This is a genomic window from Salibacterium sp. K-3 (assembly GCF_054052005.1).
The window spans coordinates 526,142-542,949 of record NZ_JBSVZE010000002.1 but is presented as its reverse complement, the minus strand read 5'-3'; the positions used below and the strand labels follow the sequence as shown (position 1 = coordinate 542,949).

Annotated in this window: 16 protein-coding genes and 1 pseudogene; 12 read left to right on the top strand and 5 right to left on the bottom strand. The window is 47.9% G+C overall.

Features of this window, described 5'->3' with window-relative positions; translation table 11 throughout:
* Genes ACW9JV_RS14850 through ACW9JV_RS14835 form a run of 4 tightly spaced genes read left to right on the top strand, consistent with a single transcriptional unit; the run spans position 1 to position 5,983 of the window.
* Positions 1–1,851, top strand: a complete 1,851-nt coding sequence (locus ACW9JV_RS14850; protein ID WP_457335788.1) for a cache domain-containing sensor histidine kinase — start codon at positions 1–3, stop codon at positions 1,849–1,851.
* The gene (locus tag ACW9JV_RS14845) at positions 1,808–3,361 is read left to right on the top strand and encodes a response regulator transcription factor (protein WP_457335786.1); all 1,554 of its coding nucleotides are present in this window, start codon (positions 1,808–1,810) and stop codon (positions 3,359–3,361) included. Before ACW9JV_RS14850 ends, ACW9JV_RS14845 begins: the two co-directional genes overlap by 44 nt.
* Positions 3,362–3,371: 10 nt before the next feature.
* Positions 3,372–5,216 (top strand): DUF2264 domain-containing protein, encoded by a 1,845-nt coding sequence (locus ACW9JV_RS14840; RefSeq protein WP_457335784.1) that lies wholly within the window; start codon positions 3,372–3,374, stop codon positions 5,214–5,216.
* A gap of 5 nt (positions 5,217–5,221) precedes the next feature.
* Positions 5,222–5,983: a sugar phosphate isomerase/epimerase family protein gene (locus tag ACW9JV_RS14835; RefSeq protein ID WP_457335782.1), complete on the top strand. Its 762-nt coding sequence runs from the start codon at positions 5,222–5,224 to the stop codon at positions 5,981–5,983.
* A gap of 68 nt (positions 5,984–6,051) precedes the next feature.
* Here the strand turns inward: ACW9JV_RS14835 and ACW9JV_RS14830 are convergent, their stop codons facing one another.
* On the bottom strand, positions 6,052–6,378 hold the full coding sequence (locus ACW9JV_RS14830; protein WP_457335780.1) for a putative quinol monooxygenase: 327 nt from the start codon (positions 6,376–6,378) through the stop codon (positions 6,052–6,054).
* Positions 6,379–6,875: 497 nt separating this feature from the next.
* Here ACW9JV_RS14830 and ACW9JV_RS14825 point away from each other — a divergent pair, with 497 nt between their 5' ends.
* The 4 genes from ACW9JV_RS14825 (at position 6,876) to ACW9JV_RS14810 (ending at position 9,525) form a co-directional block, all read left to right on the top strand.
* On the top strand, positions 6,876–7,439 hold the full coding sequence (locus tag ACW9JV_RS14825; RefSeq protein ID WP_457335778.1) for a DUF4256 domain-containing protein: 564 nt from the start codon (positions 6,876–6,878) through the stop codon (positions 7,437–7,439).
* Between the two features lie 125 nt (positions 7,440–7,564).
* Positions 7,565–8,134 carry a polysaccharide deacetylase family protein gene (locus ACW9JV_RS14820; RefSeq protein WP_457335776.1) on the top strand — a complete coding sequence of 190 codons (570 nt, stop codon included), beginning with the start codon at positions 7,565–7,567 and terminating at the stop codon, positions 8,132–8,134.
* A 138-nt stretch (positions 8,135–8,272) separates the two neighbouring features.
* Positions 8,273–9,253, top strand: a complete 981-nt coding sequence (locus ACW9JV_RS14815; RefSeq protein WP_457335775.1) for a Gfo/Idh/MocA family protein — start codon at positions 8,273–8,275, stop codon at positions 9,251–9,253.
* Between the two features lie 29 nt (positions 9,254–9,282).
* The gene (locus ACW9JV_RS14810; protein ID WP_457335773.1) at positions 9,283–9,525 is read left to right on the top strand and encodes a hypothetical protein; all 243 of its coding nucleotides are present in this window, start codon (positions 9,283–9,285) and stop codon (positions 9,523–9,525) included.
* Positions 9,526–9,554: 29 nt separating this feature from the next.
* Here the strand turns inward: ACW9JV_RS14810 and ACW9JV_RS14805 are convergent, their stop codons facing one another.
* Both ACW9JV_RS14805 and ACW9JV_RS14800 read right to left on the bottom strand, forming a co-directional pair.
* On the bottom strand, positions 9,555–9,890 hold the full coding sequence (locus ACW9JV_RS14805) for a hypothetical protein (protein ID WP_457335771.1): 336 nt from the start codon (positions 9,888–9,890) through the stop codon (positions 9,555–9,557).
* Positions 9,891–10,070: 180 nt separating this feature from the next.
* Positions 10,071–10,517, bottom strand: a complete 447-nt coding sequence (locus ACW9JV_RS14800) for a CHRD domain-containing protein (protein WP_457335769.1) — start codon at positions 10,515–10,517, stop codon at positions 10,071–10,073.
* A gap of 395 nt (positions 10,518–10,912) precedes the next feature.
* Between ACW9JV_RS14800 and ACW9JV_RS14795 the strand changes: the two genes are divergently transcribed.
* Complete coding sequence (locus tag ACW9JV_RS14795; protein ID WP_457335767.1) at positions 10,913–12,376, top strand: spore germination protein; 1,464 nt, start codon at positions 10,913–10,915, stop codon at positions 12,374–12,376.
* 325 nt (positions 12,377–12,701) lie between these two features.
* Here the strand turns inward: ACW9JV_RS14795 and ACW9JV_RS14790 are convergent, their stop codons facing one another.
* Both ACW9JV_RS14790 and ACW9JV_RS14785 read right to left on the bottom strand, forming a co-directional pair.
* Positions 12,702–13,157 carry a hypothetical protein gene (locus ACW9JV_RS14790; RefSeq protein WP_457335765.1) on the bottom strand — a complete coding sequence of 152 codons (456 nt, stop codon included), beginning with the start codon at positions 13,155–13,157 and terminating at the stop codon, positions 12,702–12,704.
* A 64-nt stretch (positions 13,158–13,221) separates the two neighbouring features.
* The gene (locus ACW9JV_RS14785) at positions 13,222–13,719 is read right to left on the bottom strand and encodes a hypothetical protein (RefSeq protein WP_457335763.1); all 498 of its coding nucleotides are present in this window, start codon (positions 13,717–13,719) and stop codon (positions 13,222–13,224) included.
* 820 nt (positions 13,720–14,539) lie between these two features.
* On the opposite strand from ACW9JV_RS14785, the pseudogene ACW9JV_RS14780 reads away from it, so the two are divergent.
* The 3 genes and pseudogenes from ACW9JV_RS14780 to ACW9JV_RS14770 all read left to right on the top strand — a co-directional run.
* A pseudogene (locus tag ACW9JV_RS14780) lies at positions 14,540–14,661 on the top strand (SDR family oxidoreductase); the annotation flags it as partial.
* 41 nt (positions 14,662–14,702) lie between these two features.
* Positions 14,703–15,785 (top strand): MDR/zinc-dependent alcohol dehydrogenase-like family protein, encoded by a 1,083-nt coding sequence (locus ACW9JV_RS14775; RefSeq protein ID WP_457336078.1) that lies wholly within the window; start codon positions 14,703–14,705, stop codon positions 15,783–15,785.
* Positions 15,786–16,099: 314 nt separating this feature from the next.
* Positions 16,100–16,744, top strand: a complete 645-nt coding sequence (locus ACW9JV_RS14770) for a cupin domain-containing protein (RefSeq protein ID WP_457335761.1) — start codon at positions 16,100–16,102, stop codon at positions 16,742–16,744.
* The last annotated feature ends 64 nt before the right edge of the window (positions 16,745–16,808 follow it).

Genomic DNA, 16,808 nt, shown 5'->3' with positions numbered 1-16,808 from the left:
ATGAAGAAGTTCGTGCGATGGTTCAGCAGGAGATTTTCTTTTAAGCAGAAAATATTTATATGGGTTGTCATCTGCATGCTGCTTCCAATGCTTTTCAGTGTGCTTAACTTAAACATTGCAAGTTCCAACATTTTAAGGGAACGCCTCATTCAAAGTGAAGAAAATGCGTCGGAACTCACAGAGGCGAATGTTTCCAACTTGATAGACAATGTCATTCAGACAATGAATGACGCCACCTTCAACAATGACATCCAACCGCTGATCTCAAGCCTTCGTCATGAGGAACTTGGAGCGAGGCAGATTCTTGAGATTAATAACCGGCTCAGCTCGATATCGCGAAACCAGAATATCTCGCTTTCCATTGTCAGCGCCGGAAATCAACAGGTGATGTCAGGAACCCGCTGGAGTCCGGCATTTATCGAAGACCGGCCTGTCTATGATGAGATAACGGAAAAGATGGAATCATTGTCCTCGTATGAAGTGTATTGGATCGGTCCGGCTGCTCTGCTTGCTGACGGGGAATTTCCAGAACAGTCTGTGAACTCCCCGATTCTGCTTGCGCGCCGGATGACGGACTATAACGGAGAAACAGTTGCTCATTTATTCGCCGGCATCAGCCGCACAGAGCTCGACCGGGTGTTATTAACCGATGAAGAAGTAGGACGCCGGAACCTTCTCTTAGACAGGGAAGGCAACGTGTTGTATGGAAACGAAGAGTATGCCCCCGGCCAAGAATTTCCTTATGGAGATACCGTCGATGAAGGGACGGAGACGTTCATCACCTCGTTTGAAAACGGGGAAGAACATGTGCTGGTCAAGCGCGGGCTGGAGCAGCGTGACTGGAGTCTTGTCAGCTATGTTCCGTACCAGCAGGCGGCAAGCAGCCTGGACCGTGCGTATCAGCAGAATTTCTTTATACAGGCCGGAGCTTTCCTTTTATTTATCATGATTATGATCTTTGTCATTCACCGTTTTTTCCGGCCGATTCAACAGTTGGTATACACAGCGGAAAAAGTGGAGCAGGGACACCTGGATACGCGGACAGGCCTTTCTAGAAATGACGAAATCGGCAGGCTGTCGACATCCTTTGATCATATGCTGGACCGCATTCAGGAGACCATTCACCAGACGGAAGTAGAGCAGGCGATGAAGCGGAAAGCGGAAATGGAAGTGCTGCAGTCCAAAATCCAGCCTCATTTTCTCTTTAATATATTAAACACGATCCGGATTAAGATGCTGCAGGAAGGCAATACCGAAAACGCGAAATTAATCACCTCGCTCAGCACTCTGCTGCGAGCCATTTACCGCGGGTCGGAATGGGTGACGCTGGAAGAAGAGTCCAGTCAGCTGGAAGAATACGTAAAGCTGATCAATGCGATGAGAAAGCACCCTGTTGAGCTGGAGCAGCAACTCGAAGAAGAAGCCGCCGGGCAGAACGTTCCGCAGTTTATTTTGCAGCCTGTGATTGAGAATGCGTGCTACCACGGTCTGTCAGCCGCGCCGGGCCATATTCTGATGCAGGCGTGGACGGAAGGAACGATGCTCTGTATCGAAGTGAACGATAACGGAAAGGGGTTGGAACCGGAAAAGCTGGAAGGGATAAAAAGAGCTCTGTTTGTGAACAAAGAGGATATCGTGCGTGATTATATGAATCAAAAAAACAGCATGTTCGGCATCGGCCTGAAAAACGTGTACGATCGTATGAAACTGACATACGGGGATGATTTTTATATGGATCTGGACAGCCGGCTGTATGAAGGTACGACGATATCGATGCGGTTTCCGCGGGAACAAAGGGGGATGGTGGATGATGAAGGTCCTGCTGGCAGAAGACAATTACCAGATGCTTGAGTTCATGTATCAATGTATCCCATGGGAGGATCACGGACTGCAGGTGACGGCGAAATGCGAGACAGGCCATGAAGCATGGGCGGCGGCACGCGAAGAAATGCCCGACATGATTATCACCGATATCAGTATGCCCGGGATGGACGGCCTGGAATTAATTGAAAAGCTGAGCGCTGTGAACCCTGACACGGCATCCCTGATTATTACGTGTCACGACGACTTTGAGTATGCAAGAAAAGCCTTAAGGCTGTACGTGGAAGATTATATTTTAAAAGAAACACTCGAACCGGGCACGCTGCTGGAAGCCGTGCAGCAGATGAAGAAGAAAGTGGAGGAGCAGAAGGCCGGCCGGAACCATATCGACCAACTGGAATCGTTGGTGGAGTATTCGAGAAAGCCATTGAAAAAAGAGTGGATGCATTCGTTTATCGATGGCACAGAAGAACGACTGGATGTCCTGTCTCTTTCTTTTGAAAGATCCGGTTATGTGCCGGTGTTCGGACGGTTTCTTGACCGTCGGCAGGACGGGACGGAAGCCGTGGTGGAATCAGTCAGTTCCTCTGTTTTTAACAAATGGGAGCGGGGGGACTACGTCATCGGGTCGCCTGATGAGATGTACTGGTTTATCCCTGTGGACCGCAGCATGACGACAGATCATGCATCCATGGAGCTGACCAACATACAAAGACAGGTTCAACGGGAGACTGGAGACTCTCTTGTTTTCATGATAGGGAAACAGAGCAGCAGTTGGGAAACGTTGCGGATTGCGCTGCAGGAGCTGACGGGGAATCAGGAAGGATGGTTCTATATCAGCGAACCAGATGTATGTACACCGGATCAGCTGAGTTTGAGGGCAGGCAGAGACGATATTTTCACGCATTATACGACGGCTTTGTATGATCTTAAAAAAATCATCGCGGAAGAAGATAAACAAGCAGCAGAAGCCTGGATACAATCGTGGATGGCTCGTATCACCGGGGAAATCTATCACCCGGAACAGGTAAAAAGCTGGATTCATAAGATTCTCATCGATATTGAATTAAAGTATCAGTCGCTGCAGCACTACAGTGACAGACCATCATCGATTCTGTACAGTGAAATCCATGCGCTGCGTCATATCGGAGAATTAAAGACGTACCTCCAGGCTTATGTGCAGCGGAAAATAGATCTTGCCGCCCACCTCCGGGAAAGTTCGGACCGTCGGGAAATCTGGGAAGCGAAAAAGTATGTAGACACCCACCTCGATCAGAAAATTACGATGGAGGGTGCTGCCAACTATCTTCATCTGAACCCCAGCCACTTCAGCCGCATGTTTAAGCAGGAAACCGGCGAAACCTTTGTGGAATACACCACGAAGAAAAAGATGGAGCAGGCGGCGCACGATCTTTTATATACCAATCACACCGTGGACGAGGTTGCGTTATCCATCGGATACGACAATACGAGCTATTTTGCCAAGTTATTCAGGAAATTCAGCGGGGTCTCCCCGAAACAATATCGCAAAGACAGGTGAGGTGAAGAAAATGAAAGAAAGTCGACTGGAGTCCCGCAAGGATATGGTGCATCTGCTCGAAGACATGCTGAGGCCGCTGGATCCTTATTTCAGCAAAGGGAAAGCAAGACTCCGGCTTGGAAATACAGGCGCTCATTTCGGTTCGAATATCGCGGAGATGGAAGCGTTCTCCCGTGTGCTCTGGGGTCTCGTTCCGGCAGCTGCGGGCGGGGATATGAACAGCCGCTGGGAGCGCCATCTGGAAGGTATCCGCAACGGAACGAACCCGGAGCATCCTGAATTCTGGGGATGGGTGCACGGCATTGATCAGCGCATGGTGGAAATGGCCGCGTTCGGGCTGGCTCTTGCCATGATCCCGGAAAAACTGTGGGCACCTCTTACCGAAACCGAACGCCATAACCTGTATCAGTGGCTTGACCAGATTAATCAGTTCGATGTGGTCGAGAACAACTGGCAGTTTTTCCGGATTCTCGTGAATACAGGGTTTGACACCGTCGGACTGCCGGTGAACGAAGAGAAACAGCAGGAATCCTTTGATTTGATCGAATCGTATTATCAAGGGGACGGCTGGTACGCGGACGGTCCCGTCGAGCAGTGGGATTATTACATTTCCTTCGGTTTCCACTTTTACGGTTTGTTGTATGCGGCGCTGCAGAAAGACAAGGACCCGGAGCGGGCGGAACGGTATAAAAAGCGTGCAGCGCGTTTTGCCAATGATTTTATTTATTGGTTTTCGAATGACGGCTCGGCGCTGCCGTTCGGACGCAGCCTGACGTACCGTTTTGCGCAGGTGTCGTTCTGGAGTGCCTGTGTGTACGCGGAAGTACCGGAAGTCGATGTCGGGGTAGCCAAAGGGCTCATTATGAGACATATGCGCTGGTGGATGAAGCAGCCGATTTTCTCCGGAGACGGACTGCTCACGATCGGGTACACGTATCCGAACTTGATCATGGCCGAAGGTTATAATTCCCCCGGCTCGCCGTACTGGGCGCTGAAAACCTTTCTCGTGCTTGCTCTGCCGGAAGACCATGCATTCTGGCAGACGCCGGAAAAACCGATGCCGGAACTCGAACGTGTGAAAAAACTCTCCACGCCCCGCATGACGATCATGAGAGAAGGAAGCCACGTATCCAGTCTTGTCTCCGGGCAGTACTCCACGACCGAACACGCCCACAATGACAGTAAGTACGCGAAATTCGCCTATTCGACCCGGTTTGGGTTTCATGTGCCAAAAGGGGTGTTCGGATCCGCGCAGGGCGCGTTTGATTCGATGCTTGCGCTCAGTGAGGAAGACGGCTATTACCGGGGACGCCGGCGGACCGAGGTGACCGAATGGGAAGACGGCGTGTTGTATTCGCACTGGCGGCCGTGGCGCGATGTGGACGTCGAAACATGGCTGCTGCCGGCATGGCCGTGGCATGTCCGGGTGCACCGGATTCATGCCCGGCGGCCGCTGGATGCGAGAGAAGGCGGCTTTTCCGTGCCGGTTGATCAGGATGGGCGAACGCCGTTGCCCGACATCCAGCCCAACATAGAAAAACCAAACGACCGCGTGCTGTCCGTAGAACTGCCCGCTGGCATCAGTGTCGTCGCGGACATAAGCGGAGGGCGGCATCTTGAAACAGGCAGGACCGATCCGAATACGAACCTGCTGTTTGCCTCGCCGGCCGTACTCCCCGCCGCCGTGTCACGGCTCTCCGGAGAGAACGGCCCGGTCTGGTACGGCACCGCCGTGTATGCCGGCAGTCGTATGCCCGCTGACATACCGGAAATGAACGGTCCTTCCGGCGGAACAGCAATGATTACGTATGCCGGACAAACAGAAGCCCGTCTGACATCAAAGCTGAAGGAGTGAAGGTGATGTGGAAAACAGGAATGTGTTCGGTAACGTTCCGGGAGAAAACGACGGATGAGATTATAGAGCTGGCGGCAGAAGCTGGACTTCACAGCATCGAATGGGGAGGCGATGTGCACGTGCCGCCGGGCGACACCACGGCGGCCGCCCGCACCGCGCAGCACACGAAGGAAGCCGGACTGGAGGTTTCCTCCTACGGATCTTACTACAAAGCAGGTATAGAACATGAGACGCCGTTTAAGGACGTTCTGGATACAGCCGCCGCACTGGGGGCTCCTTCGATACGAATCTGGGCAGGAAAAAAAGGATCCGAAGAGATGGAAGCGGAGGAGCGGCAGGCCGTTGTCCGGGATATCAGGGAGACAGCTGACCTCGCCGCCCTGCAGCACATCGGGGTCCACCTCGAGTACCACGGCGGCACCCTAACCGATACCGCGGACAGCGCCTGTCGGCTGATGGAAGAGATCGATCATCCGAACGTTCTGCTCTACTGGCAGCCGGCTGTGGGGCTGTCCCTGGAAGAAAGGCTCGCCTCGATTGAAACGGTGAAGCCATGGATCCAGCACGTCCACGTCTTCTTCTGGCGCGGCACGTCCCGCTATCCGCTGGAGGAAGGGCGGAACGAGTGGGACGCCTACTTTCAGCACCTGCCGGGCAGCGGACCCCGTTATGCCATGCTCGAATTCGTCCAGGACGACGACCCCGCGCAGTTTCTCCGCGACGCCGCCGTCCTGCACGAGCTGCTCGCATCAGCGGGACGCCGATAAAAAGGGACGAACCGCCGATATCTACGGCGCAACCGCCGATAAATGAAACAGAACCGCTGATATTTTCATCAGCTGTTATCTGGTGCACTTGAGATCCCTTTTCCTCCTATAGGAAGGAAAGTGCCCATTTTCTCGACCCCGGCCAGGAGCGGCCGGGCTTTTTTAATTAATGTCTGATTTGCTTCCATCGATAACGAAGCCTGATGAGCATCTTCGCTGGACCAGACTTCATAAACATAAAGGACGTCATCGTGATCATCAGCTAAACTGACAACATATAACTCGCACTCTTCCAGTTTATCCATTTCCTTTGAAGCTTCCAGCAGCAGATCCGCCAACGTATCACGTTCTCCTTCCACCACAGTAAACTTGTTGTGCAATCCGAATTTGCTCAATGTTATTCCTCCGTTTCATAATATGTACGTCTCTCAACTATTTCTAGTTTCAACCCTTACATTCCTTTTTTACATTCCCTTTTTTTTTTTTGAGATAACCGCGGTAGCGTACCGCCTCAGGGCGTTGTGATAATAACAGGACATATTCTATTATCCATTGGATGGTAAAAGCCGTGGTTTTGAATTTTTCAGCGGAAATGTTCAATTAGCACTCCAATTGTGACTCGGATAAATAAACCCTAACACAATGGCGCCAATAGCACTTGGAAGTAGTATAAAAGCGAAAAATCGGAGGGTGAACAAACGATTGAGGTCGCTGATAATGTTAATAAAATTCCAGATGAGTATACCTGCAACGAGGACAATCCCTATTCTTAACAATATATTATTAGTTTTCAAACAAAGCTCTCCCGACCTTACAGAGATAGTGGGTATAGTGTATGCTTATTATAACATGGCTATACGAAGAAGCATCAGATAGAAAGGGAGGAACAATGATGACAAAGGAAGATAATAATCAGGAGCTGTCGCGGGAAGAACTGCTTGACGTGCTGCGAGATCGATTTGAACAAAATATGCACCGGCATGAAGGGCTGAAATGGAAAAAGATTGAGGAAAGGGTTCAGGAGGATCCGGCAAAATGGGAATCGCTTCGTCAGATGGAGCTGACGGGCGGCGAACCGGATGTGATCGGGTATGATCAAGAAAAGGGCGGTTATCTGTTTGTAGACTGCGCGGCGGAAAGTCCGAAAGGCCGCAGAAGTGTCTGTTACGACCGAAAAGCCCTGGAATCCAGAAAAAAACACAAGCCGGAAAACAGCGCGGCGGATATGGCAGCTGCCATGGGTATCGACCTTTTGACAGAAGAGGAGTACCGCGCGCTGCAGCAGCTGGGGGAATTTGATAAGAAGACATCAAGCTGGATACAAACGCCCGCGGATATCAGGGAACGCGGCGGCGCCTTGTTCTGTGACCGCCGCTACGGACACGTTTTCCTGTATCACAGCGGAGCCGAATCCTACTACGGAGCCAGAGGATTCCGCGGCTCACTGATCGTCTGAAGGAGGCCTCTGTCTTTATCATCCATAGATAGTTTTGTATACTATGAGTAAGGGAGGTGGAAACGATGCCTTGTCCGTGAGTAGTAAACAACGAGGTCATGTACGATCTCCAGGATGGAAGATGGATGAAAAATATCGGCCAGGTCCGATCCACGGATAATGAAGTGGTTCTTACATTCGACGACGGACCGGGCCGCCACCTCGAAGCCATATTGGACGTGCTGCAGGCAAAAAACGTTCCAGCGGCCTTTTTCTGGCAGACGAGGTTGTTATATAACGAAAGACCCTGGAAGCGGGTGATCGGGGAAGGTCATCAAATCGGCTCCCACACCCACACTCATAAAAATCTAAACGGACTGCCCAAAGCCGGGCAGCGTAAGCAGATCGAGAACAGCGTGGATACCGTAAAAGACGTAACGGATAGCAGCGTATCTTTTTTCAGGCCGCCGTTCGGCCAGTATGATGAGGCTACGCTGGAAATTCTGGAAGAGATGGATCTCACCCCTGTCATGTGGGAGATTTCTTCGTACGACTGGATGCACAAAAAAGATCCGGACACGATTGTTTCCAACGTCGTGAACCATGTCAGGGACGGCTCCATTATCCTGCTGCATGAACTGGAACAAACGCAGGCCGTCCTTCCACAGCTGATTGATGAAATAAGAAACAAAGGATATCAATTTACGTTATTGTAACACTACAATGCCCCCTTCTTGGGTAAAAGGAGGGGGCTTTTATATGAGACCGCTGATAAATTAAAATAGCAAAACTGGAATTTCCTAACTGTTGTGATATCATAAACGAAGAGTAAACAGAAAAGGAGAGAGAGTCCTATGAAAGAAGTGCGCTGGGGCATTATCGGATGCGGAGATGTGACAGAGGTGAAAAGCGGCCCGGCTTTTAACATGGTAAAAGACAGCTCGCTGACGGTGGTCATGCGGAGAAACGGAGATCTCGCGCGGGATTACGCGGAGCGCCACGGTGTGCCGGTGTGGTATGACAAGGCGGAGGATCTGATTCAGGATGACAACGTGAACGCGGTATATATCGCCACACCGCCGGCTTTTCATAAAGAATACACGATCATGGCAGCGGAGGCGGGGAAACCGGTCTACGTGGAAAAGCCAATGGCGCGAACCACCCGGGAATGTGAAGAAATGACAGCGTTCTGCGCTGAAAAGAAAGTGCCGCTCTATGTCGCGTACTACCGGCGCACGCTCCCGCGTTTTCTTAAAGTAAAAGAGCTGCTGGATGCCGGCGCTATCGGCGATGTCCGTTTTGTCACGATGCAGCATACCCAGCCGCTTGCCGACAAAGACGAGAACGGGGAATGGCCGTGGCGCCTGCAGCCGGAGGTGAGCGGAGGCGGCCTGTTTTTCGACCTTGCCTCACACACGCTCGATTTGTTCGATTATCTGCTCGGGCCGATTCGCGATGTCACCGGATTCGCCCGCAACCAGGCCGGCGCCTATCCGGTCGAAGATACCGTGAGCGGCACATTTCTTTTTGAAAACGGGGCGGCCGGCACCGGCATCTGGAATTTTTCCTCCTACAAAAAAGAGGACGTGAACCGGATCGTCGGTACAAAAGGAGAAATCGTCTTCTCCTCCTTTGACGAAAAACCGGTAACGCTGATTACCGGGACCGAAACCAAAAACTATATCATAGAACAGCCGAACCCGATCCAGCGCTACCTCATCCAGGCGGTCGTTGAAGAGCTGACCGGAAAAGGAACGACGGCACCGAGCACCGGAGAAACAGCTCTGCGCACGAACAGGGTGATGGATGAACTGGTGAGAGATTTCTACCGCTGAAAATGAATGTTTTGAAAGAAGGAGATTCTATGAAAATCAGTAAATTTTTATTCACGGGAGTCTTTTTCATATTATCGGGTACAATCTTATTAGGACTGATGCATATCGCCATTGCAATCAGCATCACTGACATTCCAGGGTATTCTACTCCGCCCGGAAAGTTTGTCACGGTGCTGAACAGCAGTATAGGGTGGTTTCCCTATGTATTAAGTATTGTTCAGATCATAACGGGAGTCATCCTCGTTTATTATGATTTTGACCAGAAAAAATGACATCATGTAATAGAGTGAGTCCGTATTTGTTATAAGCGCTCCATCCATTGTTTCCATTCGTCTTTCACATCGTTCTCATCAATCAGCGTCACACTTTCTCCAACTTCGACGAAGAAATGCTCCTCGCTGGTTTTGACGAAGTAAATGGTGTCGAACGGTGTGTTAATGACTTCCTGCAGGGAGCAGCTCTGCTCGTTTAAAGCTTCGTAAATCCGGTTGAACGTTTCTTGATCGACAGATCCTCTTTCTGCTTTTTCCGGTGTGTTGGGCTCTATATACTTTTGTATGAGCTGGTATGTATGAGAACTGTCGATCCCTTGTCTGACTGCGGCTTTCATGACTATAAATAAAAAAAGGCAATCCATTAGACTTATTTTTTCTGGATACTTGGTCAGGCTTATTCTGTCAGGATTTATATTTTAAAGATTTTAATTTTCCGCAAAAGGACGCGTTTATTGAATATCGCGTCCCTTTTACCCTTAGGGCCATATTGCGGACCTTCTGTCACCCATTAAGACGTGGGGAACAGACAGGCACAATAGACACTAGCGTCTTTTATGAAGGGGTTTAATTTGCCCTCTGATTTCACCACCAGGATTTTGTTCGGTATGAGCATTTACATACGTCAATTCTTTTCGCATCAGTGTTAGTAAGTCATGGACATTTCTTACACCTGCGTCATTAGGAACGATATCCTTATCTGTAATAACTCCCGTAACTATTCCTCGGCGGGTGGTTATCCCATTTTGATCTTCTAAAGTCGCTAGGTCAGCCCCAAAGAGGAAGGCGAGAACGGGCCCATTTTCATCGCGGGCTCCAAAGTGAATATGCGCTTGAATGAAATTTCTGATATTGTTGACTTCCAGTTCAAATTTAATTTTTGTACAATCCTTATTAGCGATAAATTCAGCTATTCCAAAAGCATCCGTCTTTACTGGTGGTACTTCGTTTTCCCCTCTTAACTTCGCGATAAATTTCTCCAAAAATTTCACCTCCTGAATATACGGTATGTAAATCGAAATAACTTTGTATAGGTAATAGGATGAAGAGCTGAAAAAAGGCAAATAATAGAGGCTCTGCCTGGGTCGTAACGGATAAGGGGTCTAGATAAAATAAAATGGGGGTTCTATGAGGTATTGGGGTTGATTGGGCATGTAAATGCGCCAGTTTGGCTGGTACCAGGGGCTTCGGCTTGTATTCGAGCTTATTTGGCATGTATTCGACAACGTTTGGCGTGTATCTGCCCGGAAACGGCATGTATTGCAGAGACCCCGGTATGAATAATTCACCTATCTAACGAAGATACTATCAGCATAAATAAATTGAAATTATTTTCGAAATTACTTTCAAATCAACGACATGAGGATTTCCGTTAGAGGTGAATAAGGTGGGTTATAAACAATCAAACGAACCAGTATATGGAAATTTTGAAGATAATATTGGCTACTTGAAAGAAGAGCTGGGTGTTGAAGAAAGTTTCGATGCCATTCATCTTGATTTGCATTACGCCGGCAAAGACATGGGCTTATTCTTGATTGACGGTTTTGCCAAAGATGAAATCATGCATTATCTGATGAAATTGCTTTCAAGACTGGAACCGGAACAGCTGGAACCGGATCCTTTGTCACAACTGATGAAAACCCATCTTCCCTACATTGAATTAGACACAGTAGATGATCTTGATAAAGCGGTATTCTGGGTACTGAGCGGTGCTTCTGCGCTTGTTGTAGAAGGCATTGACAAGATCATTATTATTGATGCCCGAACTTATCCCGTCCGATCGCCTGCAGAACCAGACCTGGAGCGAGTAACCCGGGGGCCGCGTGACGGTTTTGTAGAAACCATTGTTTTCAATACGGCACTTACAAGACGCCGAGTGAGAGACCCTTCGCTTCGGATGAACTATATGTCAGTAGGAAGACGTTCACAAACGGATATCTGCATATCCTATATTAAAGATATTGCTGATCCGGATATAGTGAAACAAGTTAAAAAATCTTTAAATAAGATTGATACAGACGGTCTGCCAATGGGAGAAAAAACCGTGGAAGAATTCATATGTGGTCGTCATTGGAATCCGTATCCTACCGTACGTTACACCGAACGACCTGATACTGCTGCGGCGTATTTGTATGAAGGACACATCATGATCATGGTTGATGGATCCCCGAGTATGCTGATTACACCCATCACTTTCTGGCATCACTTGCAGCATATGGAAGAGTACCGGCAAAGACCGGTAGTCGGAACCTATTTTCGATATGTACGGTTTTTGGCAGTATGGATGGCCATTTTTTTGCTGCCGCTTTGGTTTTTATTTGCCGATAATCTAGATTTAGCTCCCGAGGCATTAAGTTTCATCGGTGTTAAAGACCCAACTTCCATTCCCCTGCTGTTACAGATTCTTTTTGTTGAAGTAGGTATTGATATGCTTAGAATGGCAACAATACATACTCCCAGTAATATGGGGACAGCACTCGGCCTTGTTGCGGCAGTAGTTATTGGGCAGATTGCTGTTTCTGTCGGACTTCTCACCAATGAAGTCATTTTGTACATTTCTATTGTCGCTATCGGCACGTTCGCAACACCGACTTATGAATTAAGTCTGGCGAACAGACTATTCCGACTTGTCCTTTTACTTTTAACTGCTGCTTTTAATCAAATAGGTTACGTTGGTGGGGTCACATTATGGATGCTAACGCTTCTGCACCTAAAGTCAATAAATCTTCCTTATTTGTGGCCCTTTATCCCATTTTCCGCCCAGTCCATAAGAGGGTCCTTTTTAAGACCACCGGTTCCTTTAAACCATGATCGTCCTGCAGCCGCTGATCCCCAGGACCCGGATCGGTAAGCAAATATATAACAGGCATACGTATATGATATCAATAAGGAAATCCATTCGTAGAACTTGAACCCATACCTCAGCAGACTGAGTGCGCTCCGGTTTTTTGATGTGCCCTTTTTCGCTCGTAAAGGGCCGGGTTTGGCATGTATTGGGGTTGATTCGGCATGTAAATGCGCCAGTTTGGCAGGTACCAGGGGCTTCGGCTTGTACTCGAGCTTATTTGGCATGTATTCGACAACGTTTGGCGTGTATCTGCCAGGAAACGGCAGGTATTTCAGAAAAGCCGGAACATCAATGATAGAAAAAGAGGACGGGACAACACGTCCAGTCCTCACAGCTTATTTAATCTTATAATCTGCCCTGCATTAAAACCTACCCAACCTCCGATAAATGGGATAACATCGATAGGAGAGTCTAATCTTACAGAGTCAACATCCCAAACAAAAAAAAGCACGGTGAAAACCACGCTGATCATAATGATGAAGCCAGCCCCCATCATAGTTCTCCGCTTCCAACGCTTTTCACCCTTGTGGTATTTGTCAAAAGCCTGGACGAACCGGCTTGTCTTTGTACCGATTGGCTTTCCTGTCTTAAGTGTGTACAGGGGTGGAACTGCTGTGAGCCAAAAAAGCACGCAGCATACCCCAAGAAGAACAGAAGCTGATCCTGCATTGTAAACATAAAAAATAATCAATACGAATAACGACAGCATCACGAGATTGTGCTGGACTAACTCCTTCTTTTTTAAACGCTTCACTTCCTGTATATCCCATTCTGTTTCATGCATCGTATCCATCCTTTCTATGGAGGTGCCGTTGTACCATGCCATTCCTATGAAACGAAAGCAGGTATCACTGATCCAACTTCACCGTTTTTTCTAGGGGTATTCCTAAATAACTGTATGTAATCGTTACGTTTTCGATCTGATTGTCATGAACAACACTAATTCCATACCTTTTATCATCTGTTGCAGCTGTATCATTATCTGCTTTTTCCCGCTGCTTAACAGGGGAAGTATTCGTCTTGATTGCCACATTCTCTATATCGTGCAGATTAAAGTCTTCCGCCTCTTGATTAAATGTGTCAGTTACAATAAATCCCTTTGATGGGTTACTGAACTGCATTTTTACTTTTGATGGCTTTTCATCACCATTGACCGACACGTCATCAATATGTACGTCGCTGAACCCTTTATTTCCGATTACCAGGAGGACGGCATTGTAGTTGTTTATCGAACCGACAGATCCTTTAACTAATGGGGGATTGAATGTAATATAAGAAAAAATACCACCAAATATAACTACCATGCTTATAATAGAAAGCGTAATGATTTTTTTCAATTTTCCCATCCTTCCATCCTTTCATTTTCGTTTGGCTGGTACAAGGGGCTCCGGCTTGTATTCGAGCTTATTTGGCATGTATTCGACAACGTTGGGCGTGTATCTGCCCGGAAACGGCATGTATGGCAGAGGAACGAGGCGGCTGCCGGCGAACTCCCAGCTGTTTTTATTTTATCGCTTGACCAATTCCCGTCATGCGGCCAAAAACCGGGGGAAACATACCGCAAACGTAAAGGTAAACCGTTCATAAGACAGTTTGAGACAGCCGTCTGCCGGTCAAACGTAACATACAATAATTCATAACGACGTTTATTGTAATCAGGAGAAGCTAAACGCAAGTATGAAAAAGATGGGAAGTACAGGGGGCATCTGCCCGATCTAAAAAATCACCGCATGTCTCAACGGACAAAACGGCAGTAAGGGTTGCAACCTTATAAGCTTTTGCCACCATTAGCTATTATAAATCAACTTCATAGACGTTAAAATCTGTAATTTTCTGTCGTCGTTCAGCAGCGAATAATTTAGCCATGTAGACACCCTTTTTACTTATATTCTAATAATAATAGTAGAAGAAAATTCGGTTTTTAGCAAAGTGTTTTACTTACGTTCGAAAATTTAGAAAAAATAACGAAAGTAAAAATAAGAAAAGTCATTGACAATTCGAAAGTAAGTGGTATTATTTACATATAAATTTTTTTGCAAACGCTTTCTTTGAAAAGGGGTGTAAACTTGAGTGTAAATGATCTTTTCCATTTAGAGGAAAAGACAGCTCTGGTAACTGATGGAGCCAGAGGGCTCGGTGAAATTGGCTCACGTTCTGGACTATGTACCAATGAAACGACTTGGCAAACCGGAAGAATTGGGGGGTTGGCTGTTTATCTTGCATCGGATGCTTCTAGTTTCGTGACGGAATCAACGTTTGTGATTGATGGTGGATATACAATCTGGTAAAAGGAGAGGGTAATGTGGCAAAAATGATGAACGAACAGCAAATGAAAACAGCAAAATATCCAGAAACAATGAAGGCTGTTGTTGCATATGGACCAAGAGATTATCGATTTGAAGAAGTGTCGACACCGAAGCTTGAGAACAGTGAGGAAATTATCGTAAAGGTAGAAGCATGTGGAATATGTGCCGGAGATATTAAAGCATTCGAAGGAGCGCCCAGCTTTTGGGGGAACGAAACCCAGCCGCCTTACATTAAAGCACCAGTCATTCCCGGCCATGAGTTCATCGCAAGAATTGTAGAAATGGGCGAGGACGTCGAAGGTTATGAAGTGGGAGACCGGGTTATTTCTGAACAAATCGTTCCCTGCTGGAACTGCCGTTTCTGTGGACGCGGACAGTACTGGATGTGCGAAAAACATGACTTATACGGTTTTCAAAACAATGTAAACGGCGGTATGGCGGAATACATGAAATTCACCAAAGAAGGCATTAACTACAAGGTTCCTGAAGATATGCCGATTGAAGACGTTGTCTTGATTGAACCGTATGCCTGCAGCATGCATGCTGTAGAGCGTGCTCAAATTCAACTGGGGGACTTTGTCGTTTTGTCCGGGGCGGGAACACTCGGGCTTGGGATGGTAGGTGCTGCCAAGAAATCCGGCGCAGAGACATTAGTAGTGCTGGATCTGCAGGAATCAAGACTGAATCTGGCCAAAGAATTTGGTGCAGATATCGTAATGAACCCAAAAGAAGTGGACGTGGTGAAAGAAATCAAGGAAATGACCGGCGGCTATGGGTGTGATACGTATATTGAAGCAACGGGTCAGCCGGCATCCGTAGAACAAGGCTTGAATATGATTCGTAAATTAGGGCGATTTGTAGAATTCAGTGTCTTCAGTGAGCCTGTATCTGTGGACTGGAGTATTATCAGCGATCGAAAAGAGCTGGATGTATTAGGTTCACACCTTGGACCGTACTGTTACCCGTCTGTTATTAAAGGTATATCAAATGGAGATCTGCCTACACAAGGCGTCGTCACACACCGGATGCCGCTGGAACAGTTTCAGGAAGGTTTTGACTTAATGAAAAAAGGCACGGAATCACTCAAAATTATTCTTGAACCGTAAGGGAATAAAAAAGGGGGATGTTATCTCCCTTTTTTATTTAAGTCAGAATATTATGATAATAGGATGCCGGGGATAAAACAATGATGGATATCCCAGGTGGCAGTCAGTAAAGATGCTCATCTGTAAAAGAGGAGGGGCACGGTCATCGGTATCCTCCCTTAGTAAACAACACATGAAAAAGTGCAGATATACGATGGAATTTCTTTACGTTTATGATATCATAATCCAGAAACAGATCAATCACGCAGCGGTAGGCGGGTATCACATTCCCTCCTTTTTCACATAAGGTGATAATAAACAGGAGGGCTGACTTGATGAGAGATCCTTATACCGAACACCCCGCTGCGGAGCCGCAGTACTTTTTCAATCTGAACACGAACCGCCTGTTCACGCGGAACGCGCAGAATTACATTAACCGGCTGGGCCGGGATAACTTAAACACGCTGGGGGATGTGTCGCTGCTCGACATTTACCTGAGCGATGCGCATGTGGTAGAGCCGCATTATCATCAGAACGCGTCGGAAGTGGTTTACTGTATATCCGGGGCCGCGCGGATTTCGCTCATTAATCCATTTACCAATGAGGTCACCACGTTCCGGATCACCCCGGGGGAAGTGGGCAATCTTCCGCAGGGCTGGTGGCACTGGATCATTGCAGAGGAAAATAACACCCATCTGCTTGCCATTTTTGACGCGCCGTACCCGGAATACATTCTGTACTCCGACCTTTTGACGAAAACGCCGGCGGAAGTGATGGCGCAAACGTACTGCGTCGATCCGGAAACCTGGGAAGAAGCGATTGCGCCGCTGCAGGGCGAGACGATCATCATCGGCCCGACCGATGAATGCGCCGAGCAGCAGGTCCAGGGTGCCATGCAGCAAAATAACAAACCCGCGCAGTCCCTGCCTTATCACGAGCCTTACTACGCCTATCCCCATCCACGCTATCCGTTTTATTGAAAAGAAGAAAAGCGGTCCCTGCCTTAAGAAGCAGGGAACCGCTTTATTTAACATGGAAAGTTAA